This is a genomic window from Paraburkholderia nodosa, from assembly GCF_001718195.1.
GTDB classification, from domain to species: Bacteria; Pseudomonadota; Gammaproteobacteria; order Burkholderiales; family Burkholderiaceae; genus Paraburkholderia; species Paraburkholderia nodosa_A.
On record NZ_MCNV01000001.1, the window covers coordinates 625,118 to 640,795 of the forward strand.

Below are 15,678 nucleotides of genomic sequence, written 5' to 3' on the forward strand. Positions count from 1 at the left end.
TTTCAAGGCGATGCAAGGAAAGGATTGGTAAGAAACCGTGCAAGGTTCCGCCCGTCGCACTGCTTTAAAATCGCGGCATGAACCCCAGCGTCCTCATTGTCGACGACGATCCCGTCGTGCGCGATCTGCTGAGCCGCTTCTTGCGCTCGCATAACTTCGATACCGCCGTGCTGCACGACGGCGTCCACCTCCAGCGCCGCCTCGAGCGCGAACGACCGTCCATTGTGGTGCTGGACATCATGATGCCGGAGACCGACGGCCTCGAAGCCATTGCCGCCTTGCGCGCGGCCGGCGACGACATTCCCGTCATTTTCGTCACTGCGCGCGGCGCCGTGAGCGATCGCATTCGCGGGCTCTCGCTGGGGGCGGACGACTATTTGCCGAAGCCCTTCGATCCGCACGAACTGCTCGTGCGGATCCAGAACATCCTGCGGCGGCGCGGCCCGTCCACCGCGAGCGCGCCTGAGGCACGCCGGCGCTACCGGTTCGGCGACTTCGAACTCGACTTCACGATGCGCACGCTCTCCTGCGGCGACACGCAAATCCCGCTGAGGGAGAGCGAATTCGCGTTGCTGAAGGTATTCGCCACACATCCCTACAAAGTGCTTTCGCGCACGCTGATCCACGATATCGTGCATCGCGACGAGCGCGAATTCCACGAACGCAGCCTCGACGTACCGATCTGGCGCCTGCGCCGCGTGATCGAGGCCGATCCGTCGAATCCGCGTCATATCCAGACAGTGCGCGGCAAGGGCTATGTATTCGTGCCGGATCCGGCGAATTATTCGGAGGCGCACGGCGCAGCAATTCAGTGAGAAGTCCGTTGAATACGCTGTTCGGGCGCATGGCATTGCTCTCGGCCGCGGTTTTGCTTTCCATGCAGCTGGGCTGGTTTTTGCTGCTTGCCCGCCAGCCGCCGCGCCATGAAGTCGATGGCTTTGCGCGTGGCGTCCTGCTCGCGCTACGCGTGGCGAGCGAAGAGCACGTCGGGGGCGGCACGGTGCCGCCCCCGGTGCATCTCGGCAGTTCGCTCGAGCCGCCGAAGGACCGCGATCTGAGCGACGTGTTGCGCGTGCACCGCGTGCCGGTGTGGAACGTGCCCAAGGACGTTCACTTGCACGAACCGACGCGCAGGCCGCTGGTCGACTTGACGCGCCATCTGCGCGAACAATTGCCGCCCGGCACGCAGTTCGCCGTGGATGACGGGCGCCCGCCGCAGCTGTGGGTGCGCTTTCCGGGCAGCACGTCCTGGGTCGTTGTGCCGGTCGATATTCCGCCGCCGCCGCGCTTTGTCATCGAAGGGATTTCGATGCTGCTGGCGGCGCTCACGCTGTCGTTCCTCGCTGCCTGGCAGATCCAGAAGCCGCTCGCGAGCCTCGCCCAGGCGGCGCGCCGGTTCGGCACGGGCGAGCGCATCGCGCCGCTCGAAGGCAAGGGGCCGCGCGAACTGCGCGACGTGAGCGCGTCGTTCAACGACATGATGCGCTGCGTGAACGAGGCCGAAGACGATCGCGTGGTGATGCTGAGCGGCATCGCGCACGATCTGAAGACGCCACTCACGCGGCTCAAGCTGCGCGCGACCCTGATGGCAGAGGAGGCGGAGCGCAACGGCATGCTGCGCGACGTCGATTCGCTCACCCACATCGTCCAGCAGTTTCTGGAGTTCGCACAGCAGTCGCCCGACGCGGGCAGGCTATTGAGCGTCGATGGTTTTCTGCAAAGCCAGTTTGGCAATCCTGACGAAATCGAGGGCGGCAACGGGCCGCTGTTCGTGCTCGATCTGCGTGCCGGTTCGCGGTTCAAGCTGCCCCAGGTCTCGCTGGACCGGCTCGTCACGAATCTCGTCGATAACGCACTCGAGTATGGCGCGCCGCCAATCGAAATCTCGACGGCGATCGAAGACGGATCGTTCCTGATACGCGTACGCGATCACGGCGCCGGCATCGAGCCCGAGCGCATTCCCGCCGCGATGAGGCCGTTCGTACGCCTGAATGCGGCGCGCGGCGGCGAAGGCCACTGCGGCCTCGGGCTGGCCATCGTCGCGCGGCTCGTGCGCGATAGCGGCGGCCAATGCGACGTCAAAAACCACCCCGATGGCGGCCTGCTCGTGCAGCTCAGCTTTCCTGTCGCTCACGGCTGATACGCCACAACAAAAAACGCGCCGAGCCCTCGCGGACCGGCGCGCAAACGTGCCGACGCTTGAAAGAGCGGGCGCTCGTGGACGTCGTGGTCAGGCCGTCGTGCTGACGAACAGGCCGCTCGCGGCGCCCGAGCCCTGCTGCTGCAGGTTGCTCGCGAGCGTCGTGAAGAATTGCTGAAGCTCGGACGTCGAGCCGCTCGACGAACTGCTCGATGAGGCGCCCATTGCCGTCAAAAGGTTCTGGAAGTCAGACGTCAATTCGCTGTCCGAACTGCTGCTGCTCGACGAACTGCTTGCCGTGCTCGAATCGGAGGACGTGCTGCTCGAAGCCGACGAGAGCGACTGCGCGAGGTTCGAGATCGCCGAAGCGAGATCGCTGCCGTAACCGCCTGCCGACGAGGGCGGCGGAGGCGGCGGCGGGGGCATCATCGCTGCGGCAGTGGTCGTCGTGCTCGAATCGCTCGATGTGGACGACGTGCTGGAGTTGGAAGCCGTAGTCGCAGACGTTGCGCTTGCCGACGAAACCGCGCTGCTGCTGTCGCTGCTATCGCCCGTGGCCGTCGTGGTGACGCCGCTCTGTTGCGCGGCGACCTGAAACAGCGCGCCGAGGAATTGCTGGAGCGCGGCGGCAAGCGCATCGGGCGACGTGGACGATGTGCTCGACGTCGAACCGGTGGAACTGGACGAGGAATCAGAACCGGTGCCGCTCGCGGACGCGGTGGCCGTGCTGTCCGTGGTGAAGCCGAGCGACGAGAGCGCCGAGGCGATGGCGGCGGCAAGCGGATTGACGTTGTTCGAGTCCGACGAGGCGTCCGAAGCCATGGGCATGCCCGACATCTGGCTGGTGCTCGTGGATTGCCCTTCCGCCTGGTAAGCAGCCCAGGTCGAATACAGTGAGTTTGAGCTGGATAACGCGCTTATCGACATGTTTAACCCCCCGGTGAATGTGCGATATGGTCGATGCCCGACCGAGACGGCTGGTCAGGCCACTCAGTCGGCGCAATCGTATGTCGTCTTTCGCCGCGGGGGGCGGCTTTGTAATTCGAGGAAAGAGTTCAGGTAAGGAATTAGTGCCATCCTTACTTTTCCTTTCCTCAGGCTGCTGCGTCGCGCACCGGCGGCGCGAAGCGCAGCGCTACCGCAATGCGGTTCCACGCATTGATATTCGCCACGGCGGCGGTCAAGAATGCCATCTGCTCGCCGGGAAACTGGCGCGCCACGTCCTCGTAGAGCACGTCGCTCACACCGTCATGGAGCTTCGCGGTCAGCGCTTCCGTGTAAGCCAGCGCGGCGCGTTCACGTTCACTGAAGTATTCCGGCGCCTCGTGCCATGCGGCCACGAGATCGAGCTTGACGCGCGGCACGGCTTTCTCGCGCGCAATGTTGAGGTGGTACTGAATGCAGAACGCACAGCCGTTGATTTGCGAGGCGCGGATTTTCAGCAGCTCGGTGAGCGGCTTTTCGAGCCCCGAGGCATCGACCGCCTTGCTCATGGCGGAGAGCGCGGCGGCCACCGGCGCGGCGTCGCGCGCGAAGGTTTCGTAAGCAATGCGGATAGACGTGCTGGACATGACTGGACCTCGCGAAGTCTGGGCGTTAATATCAGAGCACGAACATCATATTCGAACTCTGACATCATGCGCAAGACAGTGAAGAAAGACCCGGTTTCGGAAAGGGGCGAACCCACGAGCGCTATTCCGGCGGTCGGCGAGGGCAAGCGCGGCGAGGCGGGCTATTTCGGCTACCTGCTGCGCCAGGCGGGCGCGGCGCACCGTTTGCGCATGGAACGCGCACTCGACGATCTCGGCATTACGCCGCCGCAATTCGTCGTGTTGACCATGCTGGCCGCCTACCCCGGCGTTTCGGGCGCCGATCTCGCAAGGCTCGCGGCGCTCACGCCGCAAACGGTGAGCGTGATCGTCGCGAATCTGGAGCGCGGTGGCGCGATCGTGCGTCGCCCGCACGCTGTGCATGGGCGCATTCAGCAGATCGACGTGACCGATGAGGGCGAAGCGCTGCTCAGGCAGTGCCGCACGCGCGTGAAGAAGCTGGAGGCGCGCATGGCCGCGGGCTTCACGGCCGAAGAAGAACAGGTGATACGCCGCTGGCTGGTGAGCGTCGCGCGCGAGGATGACGTGGGCTGAATGCAGCCGCGCTCCACCGCGCGTTACTGCGAAGCACTCTTCGCTTGCGCGAGGCTGCACGAATGGTCGAGCAGGCCTTCCGCCGTGCCGGTCCCGCCACCGACATCGAGCCCGCTGTTCACGACGAGCCAGCCGTCGTGCTTTGCATCGGGGCCGGCGCCCGTCACGAGTATCGTCTGCACGGCCATGGTCTGTTGCGGGCCGAGATCGCGCTCGACCACGCGAAAAGGATTGTTGTTGTCCGAGAGGCTCGTCACACGCGTGACGCGGTAGCGCGATCCGTCGAGCGTGGTCCAGCGCCACGTGCCCGGCGCGATGTCGGCATACGGCGCGAGCGCTTTGGTGATGTCGGGGCGCATGCAATCGACGTGGATATGCAGTTGGTTCTGCGTGCGGCGCTCCGAGGAGTTGATCTCGAGGCCGAGCTGGTTGCCGGCGAGCGGCATGCCGAGCTTCGCTTCCACGAAACGTCCCGCGCCCCATGCGCCGACCCAGTACTCAGGCGCGCCGCCGTAGAGAATCTCGGGGCTCTCGATGCCGGCCACGCGGTCGGTGGGAATCACCAGATACTGCGCACGCCCTGCGATGTCCTTGAGCACGGCATAGCGCTTCTGGAAGTCGACGGTGGTGCAGGGGCCGGGCTTGCCCTTGTCGCGCATATTCGGCACGCACTGGCCGCCGACGACTTGCCAGAGACCGTTGGAGTCGACCGCGGAGAGGCGCACGCACGCGCCGGTGGCGGCGAGCGCAACGACCGCCGCCGTGGCGACGGCAAGCCGGGACATCCGCATGAAAGGGGCTAGGCGCAGGGATCGCATCGGCACGAAGTGTCTGGGTTGAGTCGATCAAACGCGCCGCGCTGCGAAGTCTGCACGCGTTGCGGCGCAACGGCTGCGCGCAGTGTAGCGCAATGCCCGTGACAGTCGCTTGTGCGCGGTTGCCGAGCCTTATTTGCGGCGCGGATGAAACGTGACCGGTTGCGCGTTCGAGGCGTCCGTTGCCGCAGGCGTCGGTCCGCACGTGCCGCAGGTGCCGCAGCCGCCGCCGCAATCGCCGGTTGCGCCTTTGGGCTGCACGAAACGCCCGAGGCGCTGCGCGAATGCATTACGTTGCGGGCGCAACAGTTTTGCGGTCACCGCGGCCTGCACGCGCGTGGTCGTTTTCGGTGCAAGCTTGCGCAGCGTATAGACGAAGCTCGCGGTCACGAGCAGCGCGATCACCGCATATTGCGCGACGAGTCCGGTGCTCATACGAAGTGCCTCGCGACCTGATACGTGACGAACGAGGCCGCATAGGCCACGACGAACATGTAGCCGAACGAGACCACGACGGCGCGCCACGAGCGCGTTTCGCGGCGAATCACGGCGAGCGTGGACATGCATTGCGGCGCGAATGCGAACCACACCATCAGCGAGAGGGCGCTGGCGAGCGAGAAGTTCTGCGCGAGCGTGTGGCCGAGCGCGGCGGTGTCCGCGTCGCCGCCCGCCACGGAGTACACGGTGGCGAGCGCGGCCACCGCCGTTTCGCGCGCGGCGAACGCGGGGATCAGCGAAAGGCTCATTTGCCAGTTGAAGCCGAGCGGCGCGAACGGCCATTGCAGCGCGCGGCCAAGATAGCCGGCGATGGAGTAATCGATGGCGGGCAGTGTTGCGCCGGCGGGCGGCGAGGGGAACGTGGAGATGAACCACATCAGCACCGTGAGCGCGAGGATGATGCCCGTCAGGCGCTTGAGGAAGATCGCGCCGCGCTCCCACAGGCCGATGGCGACGTCGCGTGGGCGCGGCAGCCGGTACGAGGGCAACTCCATCAGCAGCGCGTGTTCACGGTGGTCGCGGCGGAGTTTCTTCATGACCCAGCCCACCGCCATCGCGCCGGCAATGCCGGCGGCGTAAAGCGCGAAGAGCACCAGGCCCTGCATGTTGAATACGCCGAACATCATGCGGTGCGGAATGAAGGCGCCGATCAGCAGCGCATACACTGGCAAGCGCGCCGAGCACGTCATGAGCGGCGCGACGAGGATCGTGGCGAGCCGGTCGCGCGGGTCGGAGATGCTGCGCGTGCCCATCACGCCGGGAATCGCGCACGCGAAGCTCGACAGTAGCGGAATGAACGAGCGCCCGGTGAGCCCCACCGCTACCATCATGCGATCGAGCAGGAAGGCCGCGCGCGGCAGATAGCCCGACTCCTCCAGTACGAGGATGAAGAAGAACAGCACCAGGATCTCGGGCAAAAAGCCGAGCACGGTGCCGACGCCGCCGAACAGCGCGTCCGTCACGAGGCTGCGCAGCGGGCCGTCGGGCAGTGCCGTACCGGCGGCCGCGCCGAGCCAGGTGAAGCCGTCGCCGATGGCATCGGTGAGCGGCTTGCCGAGCGAATACACGGCCTGGAACACGAGGAACATCACGAACGAGAGGATCAGCGGGCCGAGCACGGGGTGCAGTGCGAAGCGGTCGATGGCGTCGTCGCGCGCGTCGGTGGCGCGCGGCATCGTCACGGCGCTCGCGAGGATGGCGCGCACCGTGCCGTGCAGGTCGTCGGCCGCCGCTGCTGCTTGCGCCTGCGGTTTTTCAGGCGTCGTGTGGTCGATCAGCTCGATGAGCGCTTGCGCGCCGCCGCGCCGCACGGCCACGGTTTCGACCACGGGCATGCCGAGCTGGCGCGCAAGCTCGCCCACATTTACCTCGACGCCGCGGCGCTTTGCGGCGTCCATCATGTTCAGCGCCAGCACCATCGGGCGCCCCATGCGCTGTACTTCAAGCACGAAGCGCAGATGCAGGCGCAGATTCGTCGCATCGGCCACGCAGACGATGAGATCCGGCGCGGCCTCGCCCGGGTAGCGGCCGAGCAGCACGTCGTGCGTCACGCGCTCGTCGGGGCTTGTCGAGTCGAGGCTGTAAGCGCCCGGCAGATCGAGCAGTTGCACCTTGCGGCCCGAGGGCGTGGCGAAGCGCCCTTCCTTGCGCTCGACCGTCACGCCCGCGTAATTGGCGACCTTCTGGCGCGCGCCGGTCAGCAGATTGAAGAGCGCGGTCTTGCCGCAGTTGGGATTGCCGACGAGCGCCACGCGCAGCGGCGTAACCGGAGCCAGGCTCATTGCGCGGCCTCCCCGTCCGTCGTCACGCTCACGCGCTGCGCTTCGGCGCGGCGCAATGCAAAGCGGGTCGAGCCGATCTGCACGAGCAGCGGGTCCGCGCCCCAGGGTGCGCGTGCAACCACGCGCACGGGCTCGCCGGGAACAAAGCCGAGGTCGCGCAGACGCTTCGCGATCGGGTCGGGGGCACGGATATCCTCGACACGCTCCACGAGGGCGGTCGCTCCTTTGGACAGGTCGGTCAGACGCATAGTTGGGGGGGCTTGCTTATAACGAATGAGAACCGTTCTCATTGTAGCGCAGCGCCGGCATTGTGGCGGTAAATGCGCCTCGGCTCCGTCGATGCGGGCGGGGAACCCGCGGCCGAGGCGGGGTAGCGGTGCCGTGTGCGCTCAAATTTCCGGCGCAGGCAGCGTCCCGAGAATCGCTTCGAATGCGAGACCGATCGCGAGCAGCCTGCGGTCGCCGCCGACCGGTCCGTCGAGTTCGAGCCCGACGGGCAAGCGCGCGTCGACAAGACCCACGGGCAGCGCGAGACCTGGAATGCCGGCATTGCTCGCGGGATCGGTGTTGCGCAGATACGCCTCCATCTCGTCGATCGGCGCCGCGCCGTCGATCGACACGCGAGACGATCCATTCAGCTCGTCGATCGGCACGGCGGCGAGCCGCGTCGTAGGAAAGAGCAGCGCGTCGAGTCCGCTGGCCGCGAAAGTCTGCGCATAGAGCTGCTGCAGACGCGGCCGCCACACCGTCATTGCGCTGTGATAGTCGCCGCCGCGCGCGTCGGCGAGCACGGCGTCGTAGGCCGCGCGCACATCGGGACTCGCAATGCGCACGGCGACTTCGGCCACGGTTTGTGCCGGTGCGTGGTTCGCAACGAGCCATGCTGTGAGATCGTCGATGGGCTCGTGCAGCGCGATCGCATAGCTCACGCGGTCGTTCAGCGCGAGCAGCTCGCTCATTTCGACCGGTACGAACGTGACGCCTGCGGCTTCGAGCTTCGCGAGCGCGGCGCGCGCCACGTCTTCGAGCGCGGCTTCGAGGCCTTCCCACAGCGGCGCGGGCAGGCCAATGCGCAGATTCGTCACGGCGGCCGGCGAGAGCGGCCCGTGCCCGGTAATCACGGCGTCGAGCAGCGCGACATCGGCAACCGTGCGCCCCATCGGCCCGACCGTATCGCGCGTATGGCTGATCGGCACGACGGCCTGCGGGTCGTGATAGCGGCGTTGCGTGCCGCCGTCGCCCACGCTCGGGCGCAGGCCGACAATGCCGCATAGCGCGGCCGGTATGCGCGTGGAGCCGCCGGTGTCGGTGCCGAGTCCGGCGGGCACGATGCGTGCCGCAATGGCGGCCGCCGTGCCGCCGGAGGAGCCGCCGGGAATTCGTTCGGGGTCCCAGGGGTTGCGTACGGGCCCCGCATGCGGCGCGAGATTCGTGCTGGTGATGCCGAACGCCAGCTCGTGCATGTTGGCCTTGCCGAGCAGGATCGCGCCGGCATCGACGAGGCGCTGCACCGAAGGCGCGTGACGCGCGGGCACGAAGCCTTCGAGCGCTGGCGTGCCCGCCGAGGTCTGCAGGCCGCGCGTATTGATGTTGTCCTTGACGACTACGGGCAGCCCGGCGAGCGGCAGACGAGCGCGCTCGCTGGCGCCGAGCGAGTCGATGCGCTGCGCGGTGGCGAGCGCGCCTTCCACGTCGAGCACGGTTAGGGCGTTGAGGTTGGAGAGCGCCTGCGCGCGCGCCAGCAGCGTGGCGACGTAGTCGGCGGCCTTCAGTTGTCCGGCCTGGATGGCCTCGACGGCTTGCGTTGCGCTCAGTTCCAGTTGCTGGTCGACAGTCCAGGTCATGCAGCGTTCTCCTCGTGCGGCTATACAGCCATGCTAACAACGCGTGCGTTTTACGTTGCGGCGCGACTTCTTCAAGAGGCGCAGCGCGAAGCGTGCGAGCGTGGGCACGAGCGTCGGCCGCAAGAGGCGCGCGTCGTAGCCGCTCATGCGCGCGTCGTTTTCTTCGAGGCAGAGTTCGATCATCTCGCGCGGTTCGAGCGCGTCGCCCAGTACCTCGCGGTTCGCGGGCAGAAAATTCGAGTCGCGCGTATTGCCGCTGGCGTCGATGCCTCGTGCGATCGCGAGCCGCTCCCATACCAGCATGAACCAGATGGCGGCGACGCGCACGGTGTGCCACGGCCTGCGCCACGAGGGCATGGTCTCGCGATACCACGCCACCCAGTTGACGAAGAAGAGGATGTGGCGCGCCTCTTCCTGGATCACCGGTTCGAAGGTTTCGACGAGGTCTGGCGGGAAAAAGCCCGAGCGCTGCGCCGAGCGAAACAGGCCGAACGCGAAGAAGCTGTCGATGCACTCGCTATAGCCGGTGAACATCCACGCCCATTCCGCCTTTTTGGGCGGCAGGTATTCGGGTTCAGGCGCAAGTTCGATGCCGTAGGCCTGCACGAGATTCGAGAGTACGACCTTGTGGCGCGCTTCCTCGGCCGCGTCCATTTCGATTGCTTCGCGCAGTAGCGGGTCGCTGAGGGTTTGCGCGTAAGTCAGCACGCGGATCGAGGCGCGGCCTTCGGTCTGCACCGCCATGTCCCAGATCGGCAGCGATGTGAGGCGGCCGAGCGCATCGGGCTCGAGCTTCGGCCAGTCGAGCACGGCGGGGCGGTAGGGGTCGTGGGTGTCGAGCAGCATGCGGCAGAACATCTTGCGATGTTCGTCCGATCCGATCTTGATGGGCCCTGGCGTGCCGTGAGTCCAGCGCCGCAGCGCGGCGTCCTGCTCGGAGATGAAGGCTGCGCCTTCGTCCGGATGCGTCAGGGTTTCGGACATGAGCATCTAACGGGAAGGGGTATGACTCCTATTCTGTCACAACCGTAAGGAAGCATGCGCCCTCACGCGCAGCGGCGCTGCTGCTCGATCCACATGCGCGCCCAGCGGCAGGCGTAGGCGAGCGCGTGCCTTTCGTCGAAGAAGTAATCGAGTTCGTCGAACGAATGCTGCGCGCCCGGCTGCGTGCCAATGGTGAGATTGGCGGCGAAAAGGCCGTTCGGGAGCTGCCGCGCGCTGGGGGCGACGACGTAGCCTTTGTAGCGTAATGAAGTGTTCATGGCCGCGCTTCCTGCTGATCTTCTGCTGATTTGCTCGGGTTCTCGTTTTCAGTGGCGCGTGTGTTTTGCTGTCCACTCACGGTACCGACACGGACCAGCGTATGAGCCGCCGTATGTCGATGGAACCATTCATTCGTCGCAAGCAAATCACGTGTGGCCTGGAGGGTCAGCAGGATGATCCGGATGAGGCGAGGGGTGAATCCGGCTTCAATGTGGACCGGACGAAATGCAGCGTCTGTGGGATGGCGCACGTGATCTGCGCCGCGCGACGCCGGCAATGTGGGTTAGGGAACGTTTCCCGCCCCGCACGTTCGACGCGCGGGCGGGCGGCCAGGCGGCAGAGGTCGGGCAGCGTGTCAGACCGCGAGGCTCAGACGTTTTTCGGTGCGCGGCGCGTTGGCGGCCTGCGCGCCGCCGACGCTGTTCAACGCGCTCGCCGGCGGCGCCGCACGATGTTCCTGGCCGCCGAACGCGAGCGCGAACTGCGCCGCCTGGCGGCCGACCGTTGCGAGCTGTTCGGCGACCTTGGCGTCGGAGCACTGCTGCGCGCTCTCGAAGCGTGTCTCCAGCGTGTTGATGCCCGCGCCGAACGGTGTCGGCCAGCCGCGCAGCGCGTGCACGATCGAGCGCAGCGAGGTCAGCACCGAGCCCGCGGCCTGCCAGCCATAGGCCGTGACGATGCAGCCCACTGCGCGGCCGTCCAGGTATGGGCGGTTGTCGGCACGCAGTTCTTCGAGCGTGTCGAGCGCGTTCTTCACGAGCCCGGATACGCCGCCGTGATAGCCGGGCGTCGCGATGATGACGGCATCGGCGGCGCGCACGGCTTCGATCAGCTCGAGCTGGGCGTCGGTTCGCACGGGGTCTTCGGGCGCGTAGTGCGGCAGCGTGTGCAGGAACGTGCCGCCGAACAACTGCGTGCGCGCGCCGGCGTCTTCGGCGCCGCGCAGCGCGAAAGCGAGCGCGCGCTCGGTCGACGAGGCGGCGCGCGTCGTGCCGCCGATGCCCACCACGAGCGGGCGGCGTTGCGAATCGGAAATGCTCAAGGGGGGCTCCCTGAAATGCGATGAGACCTGGCTCGTGGGTGATCGGGTGACGCCGCCACGAAGCCTGCAGGCCTGGAAAGGGTCATCTTAGAGATCGCGCCGAGCGGCGCGAAACGACTTTTTGTTCTATCCATATGCCGGCGGCGCTACGTTGCGCGGCGCCATGCGCCCGAAATGCATATGCGAAACCATTGGTTGGACGCGCAGCGGGCCGTGGCTAAGATGAAGCCGTCTCCTCCATGACATCTCCTTGACATGGGATTCGGCCCCGCACTTCTCCGGTGACGGGGCTGTTTTTTTTCTGGAGACGGGAACGGGCGGCGCTTCGAGGTCTTCGAGGCCACGATCGCGGCAGCTGCGTGCCGCACTGTAGGTCGTGTTTTGCGCCGCTGACTGCGGCTACGCGCTAGCTCAAACCGTGAGGACGTTGCCGTCGGGGCCGATTTGCGGCGGAATTTCCGGCAGGGTCCCGTTGCCCGGCGCGGTGCGCGCGGGGGTGCCCGGCGTGGCCGGCAGCGTGGGCGCGGGAGCGCGCACGGCCGGTTCGGCGACCTTGCGAGTGGTGAGTTTGTCGGTGGAGGCCAGCTTGTGCTTCGTGCCGTGATGCGCCTTCTTGCCGGCATTGCTCGCATGCGCCGAGGGCGTGCGCGCTTCCGGCGGATTCCAGATCTCGATGTAGTGTTCCCCGGCGATCGCGGTGGACGCGAGGACGCCCAGCAAGGTCCCCGTGATGAAGAATCGCACGTCGTGTTCTCCGTTTCGATGTACAGGCCGGGGCCGCGCCATGCGCCGGGGCGCGATGGGGCGGCGTAACCCGGTACGGCGACCGGGCGGCACGAACGGCCGGCTGCCACGCACTGTACATTCATACAGGCGCTTATGCAAACGTTTCACGACGTGCTGCGGGCGATGTGTTGCATGGGCGCGCCGCGGCCTTACGAGGCTTGCGCCGGCGCTCAGTCTGGCGTTTGCGGGCGGTTCAGGCGTCGAGCGCCGCCCGGTTTCGTGCGATCGCTCGCTCCGCGGCCGGCCCGTGGACGCCGAGCCAGCGCCCGTAGCTGCGCGGCGAGAACGCGAGCGTGAGCACGATCATCGCGCTGATCGATACGGCGAGCATGATCCACGCGCCCGTAAAGCCGCCCGTGAGGTCGCGCACGCGGCCGGCCACGATGGGGGCGAGCGCGGCGATCACGAAGCCCAGACCCTGGACGAAGGCGACGAGGCGCGCGGCAAGGCGGTGATCCGCGCAATGGTCGAGCGCCGTGACGAGCGTGACCGAGAACGTGCCGCCGAGCCCCGCGCCCGCCGCCGCGACCCACAGCAGCGGCGCGGCCTCGGGCCACGCGGCGAGGCCGATCACACCGACGAGCTGGCCGCACAGGCCCAGAACGAGCCACGGACGCCTGTCCGTGAACGCCGCCGCGGCGAGCGGCAGGAGCAGCGCGCTGGCGGCCTGGAACACCGTCATCGCCGCGAGCAGCGAGCCGCTCGCTTCGACGCTCGCGCCGTGCTGCTGATAGTCGGCGGGCAGCCACGCGACGAGACTCGTATAACCCCCGTTGACGAGCCCGAAATGCAGCCCGAGCGTCCACGCCCGGCGCTTGCGCCAGACTGGCGCCGTTGCCGTGTCGGCATGCGCCTGCGAGGGTGCGGTGGCGGCGTGCTGCGCGTGCCGACCTGCTCCGGACCCGCCGTTCAACACGCCCCAGATCGCGAGCGCGGCCAGCGCCGGCAATGCCCAGACGGCAAGTCCCACATGCCACGAACCGCTGAGGCGTGCGACGAGCGGGCTCAGGCTCGCGCCCAGCCCGCCGCCGCCCATGATCGACGCCGAGAACAGTCCCATTGCGAGCGGCACCCGCGCGGCGAAGCGTTGCTTCATGACGGCAGGCAGCAGCGCCTGGATGGCCGCGACGCCCGCGCCGGCCGCGGCCGCCGTGAGCATGAGCGCGCCGCCGCTGGCGGCGAACGCGCGGGCCGCGCATGCCGCCGCAATCGCCACGAGCCCGAGCGCGACGCCGCGCGTCTCGCCGAGGCGGCGCGCGAGCAGGCCTGCGCCGAACGCGCCGAGGCCCATCGCGACGACAGGCAGGCTCGTGAGCAGCGAAGCGCCGTAGAAGCTCAGGCCGGTGTCGTTGCGAATGGTCGTCATGAGCGGGCTAATCGAGGTGAGCAGCGGCCGCAGATTCAGGCCGATCGCGACGATCGCGGCATACCACGCAAGCACGCTGGCCGACTCGCCGGAGCGCATCCGCGATTGATTGGAGCGGGTTTGAGGGTTCAATGCGGTCAACCTTTTTGCACCTGAACGGTTGACCATTATACACAATAATTGTCAACAATCTGGCTCGACCCGCTATGCCCGGCATGGGCGATCGAGTATGGGCGCAGGTCTGTATCGCCTCGCCATGCCGCTCGCTACAATGCGACCTGACCCATCGACCCGACCCAGCTAGCGCGCCTGCCCATGGCTCAATCCTCCCGCCACGTTCCGCCCCGCGATACCGACGAACCGTCCGATATCGAAGCGCGTGTCTATGCGTCGATTTCTTCCGCGTTGCTCGAAGGCAAGCTCGCGCCGGGCCAGCAACTGGTGGAGCGCGAACTCGCGGCGGCGTTCGGCTGCACGCGCGGCGCGTTGCGCAAAGTGCTGGCGCGCCTCGGCTACGAGGGCAAGCTCGTGCTCGAACCCAATCGCGGCGCGTTCGTGCCGTCGCCCTCGGAGGACGACATCCGCGCGGTGTACCGCGCGCGCCAGGTGGCCGAAGCGGGCGTGATGGTGAGTCTGTGCGGCACGCTCGACGCCGCGATGCGGCGCAAGCTCGCGGCTCACGTGCGCAGCGAGAAGAAGGCGTTGCGCGAGGCGCGCGTGGACGAAGCGGTACGCCTTGCGGGGCAGTTCCATCTGCTGCTGTCCGAGCAGGCGGGCGGCGCCGCGCTCGTCGAAGCGCTGGCGCAACTGGTCGCGAAAACGGAGCTTTACAAGGCCCTGTTCGATCCGTCGAAGGCGTCGATGTGCGCACCCGACGAGCACGCGCAGATCATCGAGGCGCTCGAGGCGGGGGACCTCGCGGCCGCGCTCGCCACGATGCGTGCGCATCTGGGCGAGTTGGAGGAGCGGGTGGTGCAGCAGGCACGTGCGCGCGCCGGACGCGATCTCAAGACGGTGTTCGCGGATCTCACGAACGGCTGAAAGCAAGGGGCAAACGTCAGCCCTGGTCTACGCGTCGGCGCAACTCCTTCGAAGCCGCGAGCGGAATGCGCGCATCGTCCCACGTGGCGAGCCATTCAATCTCTTTCGCGGCGAATACCTGGCCATGATTGCGCAGCGCGTACTGCAACGAGTCGATAACGTGGTTGCGGATGATTTCGGGCGTATGCGGGTCGTCGAGGACGATGCGCAAGGCTTCGAGCGTGGCCATGGTGCGGCTCCGGCGAATGTGGCGACCGCAACGTTATCGCACGACAAAAAAACGCTTGCCGGGCGAGAAAAAATGCCCGGTAAAGCGCGCCTCAGTGCCGCGTGCGCTTGAATATCTCGTACTCTTCGGCGAAGGCTCTCGCAACGGCGGGCCGCTCGCGCACGCGTTGCGCGTAGGTCGCGACGGCCTCCCATTGCGATACATCGATGCCCACGTACGGCGCCCAGTTCAGCACGGTCACGAGATAGGCGTCCGCCACGCTGAATTCGTCGAGCAGGAAGGTGCGCGATTCGAGATGCTGCGCGAGCAAGTCAAAGCGGCGCGGGATCTTGCCGCGCGCGTATTCCTTGACGGCCTCGTCCACGTCCTTGCCGAGCAGCGGCACGAACACGGCCTTGTGCAGTTCGGTGCCGATGAAGCCTAGCCATTGTTGCAGGCGCGCGCGCTCGCGTGTGCCCGCTGGCGGTGCGAGCCGCGCTTCGGGAAAACGGTCGGCCACCCACGGCAGCACCGCCGAGTTTTCGGTGAGCGTCCAGCCGTCGTCCTCGCGCAGCACCGGCACCTGACCGAGTGCGTTGACGGCGAAGAAGTCACCGCCTTCGGCGAGCTGCTTCGTGAGCGTATCGACCTGGATGTAGCGGGCCTGCGCGCCTGCCTCGTAGAGCGCGATGCGCGTGGCGAGCGAGCACGCCAGCGGGGCGAAATACAGTTCCATCGTCTTCCTCCTTT

At 67.0% G+C, this 15,678-nt stretch carries 18 protein-coding genes; 4 read left to right on the top strand and 14 right to left on the bottom strand.

Features of this window, described 5'->3' with window-relative positions; translation table 11 throughout:
• Window positions 1-77 precede the first annotated feature (77 nt).
• Both BFD71_RS02715 and BFD71_RS02720 read left to right on the top strand, forming a co-directional pair.
• A complete protein-coding gene (locus BFD71_RS02715) occupies window positions 78-815 on the top strand; it encodes a response regulator (protein WP_028202613.1) in 738 nt (245 codons plus the stop codon).
• Entirely contained in the window at window positions 812-2,140 is a 1,329-nt protein-coding gene (locus BFD71_RS02720) for an ATP-binding protein (protein WP_069261707.1), read from the top strand. Before BFD71_RS02715 ends, BFD71_RS02720 begins: the two co-directional genes overlap by 4 nt.
• A gap of 90 nt (window positions 2,141-2,230) precedes the next feature.
• On the opposite strand, the gene BFD71_RS40250 is transcribed toward BFD71_RS02720, so the two are convergent.
• The gene (locus BFD71_RS40250) at window positions 2,231-2,977 is read right to left on the bottom strand and encodes a hypothetical protein (RefSeq protein ID WP_141710544.1); all 747 of its coding nucleotides are present in this window, start codon (window positions 2,975-2,977) and stop codon (window positions 2,231-2,233) included.
• A 257-nt stretch (window positions 2,978-3,234) separates the two neighbouring features.
• On the bottom strand, window positions 3,235-3,711 hold the full coding sequence (locus BFD71_RS02735; RefSeq protein WP_069261710.1) for a carboxymuconolactone decarboxylase family protein: 477 nt from the start codon (window positions 3,709-3,711) through the stop codon (window positions 3,235-3,237).
• Window positions 3,712-3,777: 66 nt separating this feature from the next.
• On the opposite strand from BFD71_RS02735, the gene BFD71_RS02740 reads away from it, so the two are divergent.
• Complete coding sequence (locus tag BFD71_RS02740) at window positions 3,778-4,284, top strand: MarR family winged helix-turn-helix transcriptional regulator (protein WP_069261711.1); 507 nt, start codon at window positions 3,778-3,780, stop codon at window positions 4,282-4,284.
• 23 nt (window positions 4,285-4,307) lie between these two features.
• Here BFD71_RS02740 and BFD71_RS02745 read toward each other — a convergent pair whose 3' ends face one another.
• The 10 genes from BFD71_RS02745 to BFD71_RS02790 all read right to left on the bottom strand — a co-directional run bounded on the left by BFD71_RS02745 (window position 4,308) and on the right by BFD71_RS02790 (window position 13,778).
• A complete protein-coding gene (locus tag BFD71_RS02745) occupies window positions 4,308-5,075 on the bottom strand; it encodes a CDP-diacylglycerol diphosphatase (protein WP_256094454.1) in 768 nt (255 codons plus the stop codon).
• Window positions 5,076-5,231: 156 nt separating this feature from the next.
• Window positions 5,232-5,534 (bottom strand): DUF6587 family protein, encoded by a 303-nt coding sequence (locus tag BFD71_RS02750; RefSeq protein ID WP_069261713.1) that lies wholly within the window; start codon window positions 5,532-5,534, stop codon window positions 5,232-5,234.
• Window positions 5,531-7,378 carry a ferrous iron transporter B gene (feoB, locus tag BFD71_RS02755; RefSeq protein ID WP_069261714.1) on the bottom strand — a complete coding sequence of 616 codons (1,848 nt, stop codon included), beginning with the start codon at window positions 7,376-7,378 and terminating at the stop codon, window positions 5,531-5,533. The genes BFD71_RS02750 and feoB overlap by 4 nt, the downstream gene beginning before the upstream one ends.
• A complete protein-coding gene (locus tag BFD71_RS02760; protein WP_370684238.1) occupies window positions 7,375-7,668 on the bottom strand; it encodes a FeoA family protein in 294 nt (97 codons plus the stop codon). Before BFD71_RS02760 ends, feoB begins: the two co-directional genes overlap by 4 nt.
• A 99-nt stretch (window positions 7,669-7,767) precedes the next feature.
• Window positions 7,768-9,222 (bottom strand): indoleacetamide hydrolase, encoded by a 1,455-nt coding sequence (gene iaaH / locus BFD71_RS02765; protein ID WP_069261716.1) that lies wholly within the window; start codon window positions 9,220-9,222, stop codon window positions 7,768-7,770.
• Between the two features lie 33 nt (window positions 9,223-9,255).
• Entirely contained in the window at window positions 9,256-10,206 is a 951-nt protein-coding gene (locus BFD71_RS02770; RefSeq protein WP_069261887.1) for a ferritin-like domain-containing protein, read from the bottom strand.
• Window positions 10,207-10,268: 62 nt separating this feature from the next.
• Complete coding sequence (locus BFD71_RS02775; protein WP_069261717.1) at window positions 10,269-10,484, bottom strand: transcriptional regulator; 216 nt, start codon at window positions 10,482-10,484, stop codon at window positions 10,269-10,271.
• 356 nt (window positions 10,485-10,840) lie between these two features.
• On the bottom strand, window positions 10,841-11,527 hold the full coding sequence (locus BFD71_RS02780; protein WP_069261718.1) for an NADPH-dependent FMN reductase: 687 nt from the start codon (window positions 11,525-11,527) through the stop codon (window positions 10,841-10,843).
• 411 nt (window positions 11,528-11,938) lie between these two features.
• The gene (locus tag BFD71_RS02785) at window positions 11,939-12,271 is read right to left on the bottom strand and encodes a hypothetical protein (protein WP_141710545.1); all 333 of its coding nucleotides are present in this window, start codon (window positions 12,269-12,271) and stop codon (window positions 11,939-11,941) included.
• Between the two features lie 235 nt (window positions 12,272-12,506).
• Entirely contained in the window at window positions 12,507-13,778 is a 1,272-nt protein-coding gene (locus BFD71_RS02790; protein ID WP_069261720.1) for a cyanate transporter, read from the bottom strand.
• Between the two features lie 216 nt (window positions 13,779-13,994).
• Here BFD71_RS02790 and BFD71_RS02795 point away from each other — a divergent pair, with 216 nt between their 5' ends.
• A complete protein-coding gene (locus tag BFD71_RS02795) occupies window positions 13,995-14,720 on the top strand; it encodes a GntR family transcriptional regulator (RefSeq protein ID WP_069261721.1) in 726 nt (241 codons plus the stop codon).
• A gap of 16 nt (window positions 14,721-14,736) precedes the next feature.
• Here the strand turns inward: BFD71_RS02795 and BFD71_RS02800 are convergent, their stop codons facing one another.
• Together BFD71_RS02800 and BFD71_RS02805 are read right to left on the bottom strand one after the other, a co-directional pair.
• Complete coding sequence (locus tag BFD71_RS02800) at window positions 14,737-14,949, bottom strand: hypothetical protein (protein ID WP_069261722.1); 213 nt, start codon at window positions 14,947-14,949, stop codon at window positions 14,737-14,739.
• Window positions 14,950-15,040: 91 nt separating this feature from the next.
• Window positions 15,041-15,664 carry a glutathione binding-like protein gene (locus BFD71_RS02805; RefSeq protein ID WP_069261723.1) on the bottom strand — a complete coding sequence of 208 codons (624 nt, stop codon included), beginning with the start codon at window positions 15,662-15,664 and terminating at the stop codon, window positions 15,041-15,043.
• Window positions 15,665-15,678 lie beyond the last annotated feature (14 nt).

What these genes read in the sequence shown, in the direction of transcription:
- BFD71_RS02715 (WP_028202613.1), top strand. Translation starts at nt 78, where the DNA reads ATGAACCCCAGCGTCCTCATTGTCGACGACGATCCCGTCGTGCGCGAT.
- BFD71_RS40250 (WP_141710544.1), bottom strand. Translation starts at nt 2,977, where the DNA reads ATGTCGGGCATGCCCATGGCTTCGGACGCCTCGTCGGACTCGAACAAC.
- BFD71_RS02735 (WP_069261710.1), bottom strand. Translation starts at nt 3,711, where the DNA reads ATGTCCAGCACGTCTATCCGCATTGCTTACGAAACCTTCGCGCGCGAC.
- BFD71_RS02740 (WP_069261711.1), top strand. Translation starts at nt 3,778, where the DNA reads ATGCGCAAGACAGTGAAGAAAGACCCGGTTTCGGAAAGGGGCGAACCC.
- BFD71_RS02745 (WP_256094454.1), bottom strand. Translation starts at nt 5,075, where the DNA reads ATGCGGATGTCCCGGCTTGCCGTCGCCACGGCGGCGGTCGTTGCGCTC.
- BFD71_RS02750 (WP_069261713.1), bottom strand. Translation starts at nt 5,534, where the DNA reads ATGAGCACCGGACTCGTCGCGCAATATGCGGTGATCGCGCTGCTCGTG.
- feoB (WP_069261714.1), bottom strand. Translation starts at nt 7,378, where the DNA reads ATGAGCCTGGCTCCGGTTACGCCGCTGCGCGTGGCGCTCGTCGGCAAT.
- BFD71_RS02760 (WP_370684238.1), bottom strand. Translation starts at nt 7,668, where the DNA reads ATGAGAACGGTTCTCATTCGTTATAAGCAAGCCCCCCCAACTATGCGT.
- iaaH (WP_069261716.1), bottom strand. Translation starts at nt 9,222, where the DNA reads ATGACCTGGACTGTCGACCAGCAACTGGAACTGAGCGCAACGCAAGCC.
- BFD71_RS02770 (WP_069261887.1), bottom strand. Translation starts at nt 10,206, where the DNA reads ATGTCCGAAACCCTGACGCATCCGGACGAAGGCGCAGCCTTCATCTCC.
- BFD71_RS02775 (WP_069261717.1), bottom strand. Translation starts at nt 10,484, where the DNA reads ATGAACACTTCATTACGCTACAAAGGCTACGTCGTCGCCCCCAGCGCG.
- BFD71_RS02790 (WP_069261720.1), bottom strand. Translation starts at nt 13,778, where the DNA reads ATGCGCTCCGGCGAGTCGGCCAGCGTGCTTGCGTGGTATGCCGCGATC.
- BFD71_RS02795 (WP_069261721.1), top strand. Translation starts at nt 13,995, where the DNA reads ATGGCTCAATCCTCCCGCCACGTTCCGCCCCGCGATACCGACGAACCG.
- BFD71_RS02800 (WP_069261722.1), bottom strand. Translation starts at nt 14,949, where the DNA reads ATGGCCACGCTCGAAGCCTTGCGCATCGTCCTCGACGACCCGCATACG.
- BFD71_RS02805 (WP_069261723.1), bottom strand. Translation starts at nt 15,664, where the DNA reads ATGGAACTGTATTTCGCCCCGCTGGCGTGCTCGCTCGCCACGCGCATC.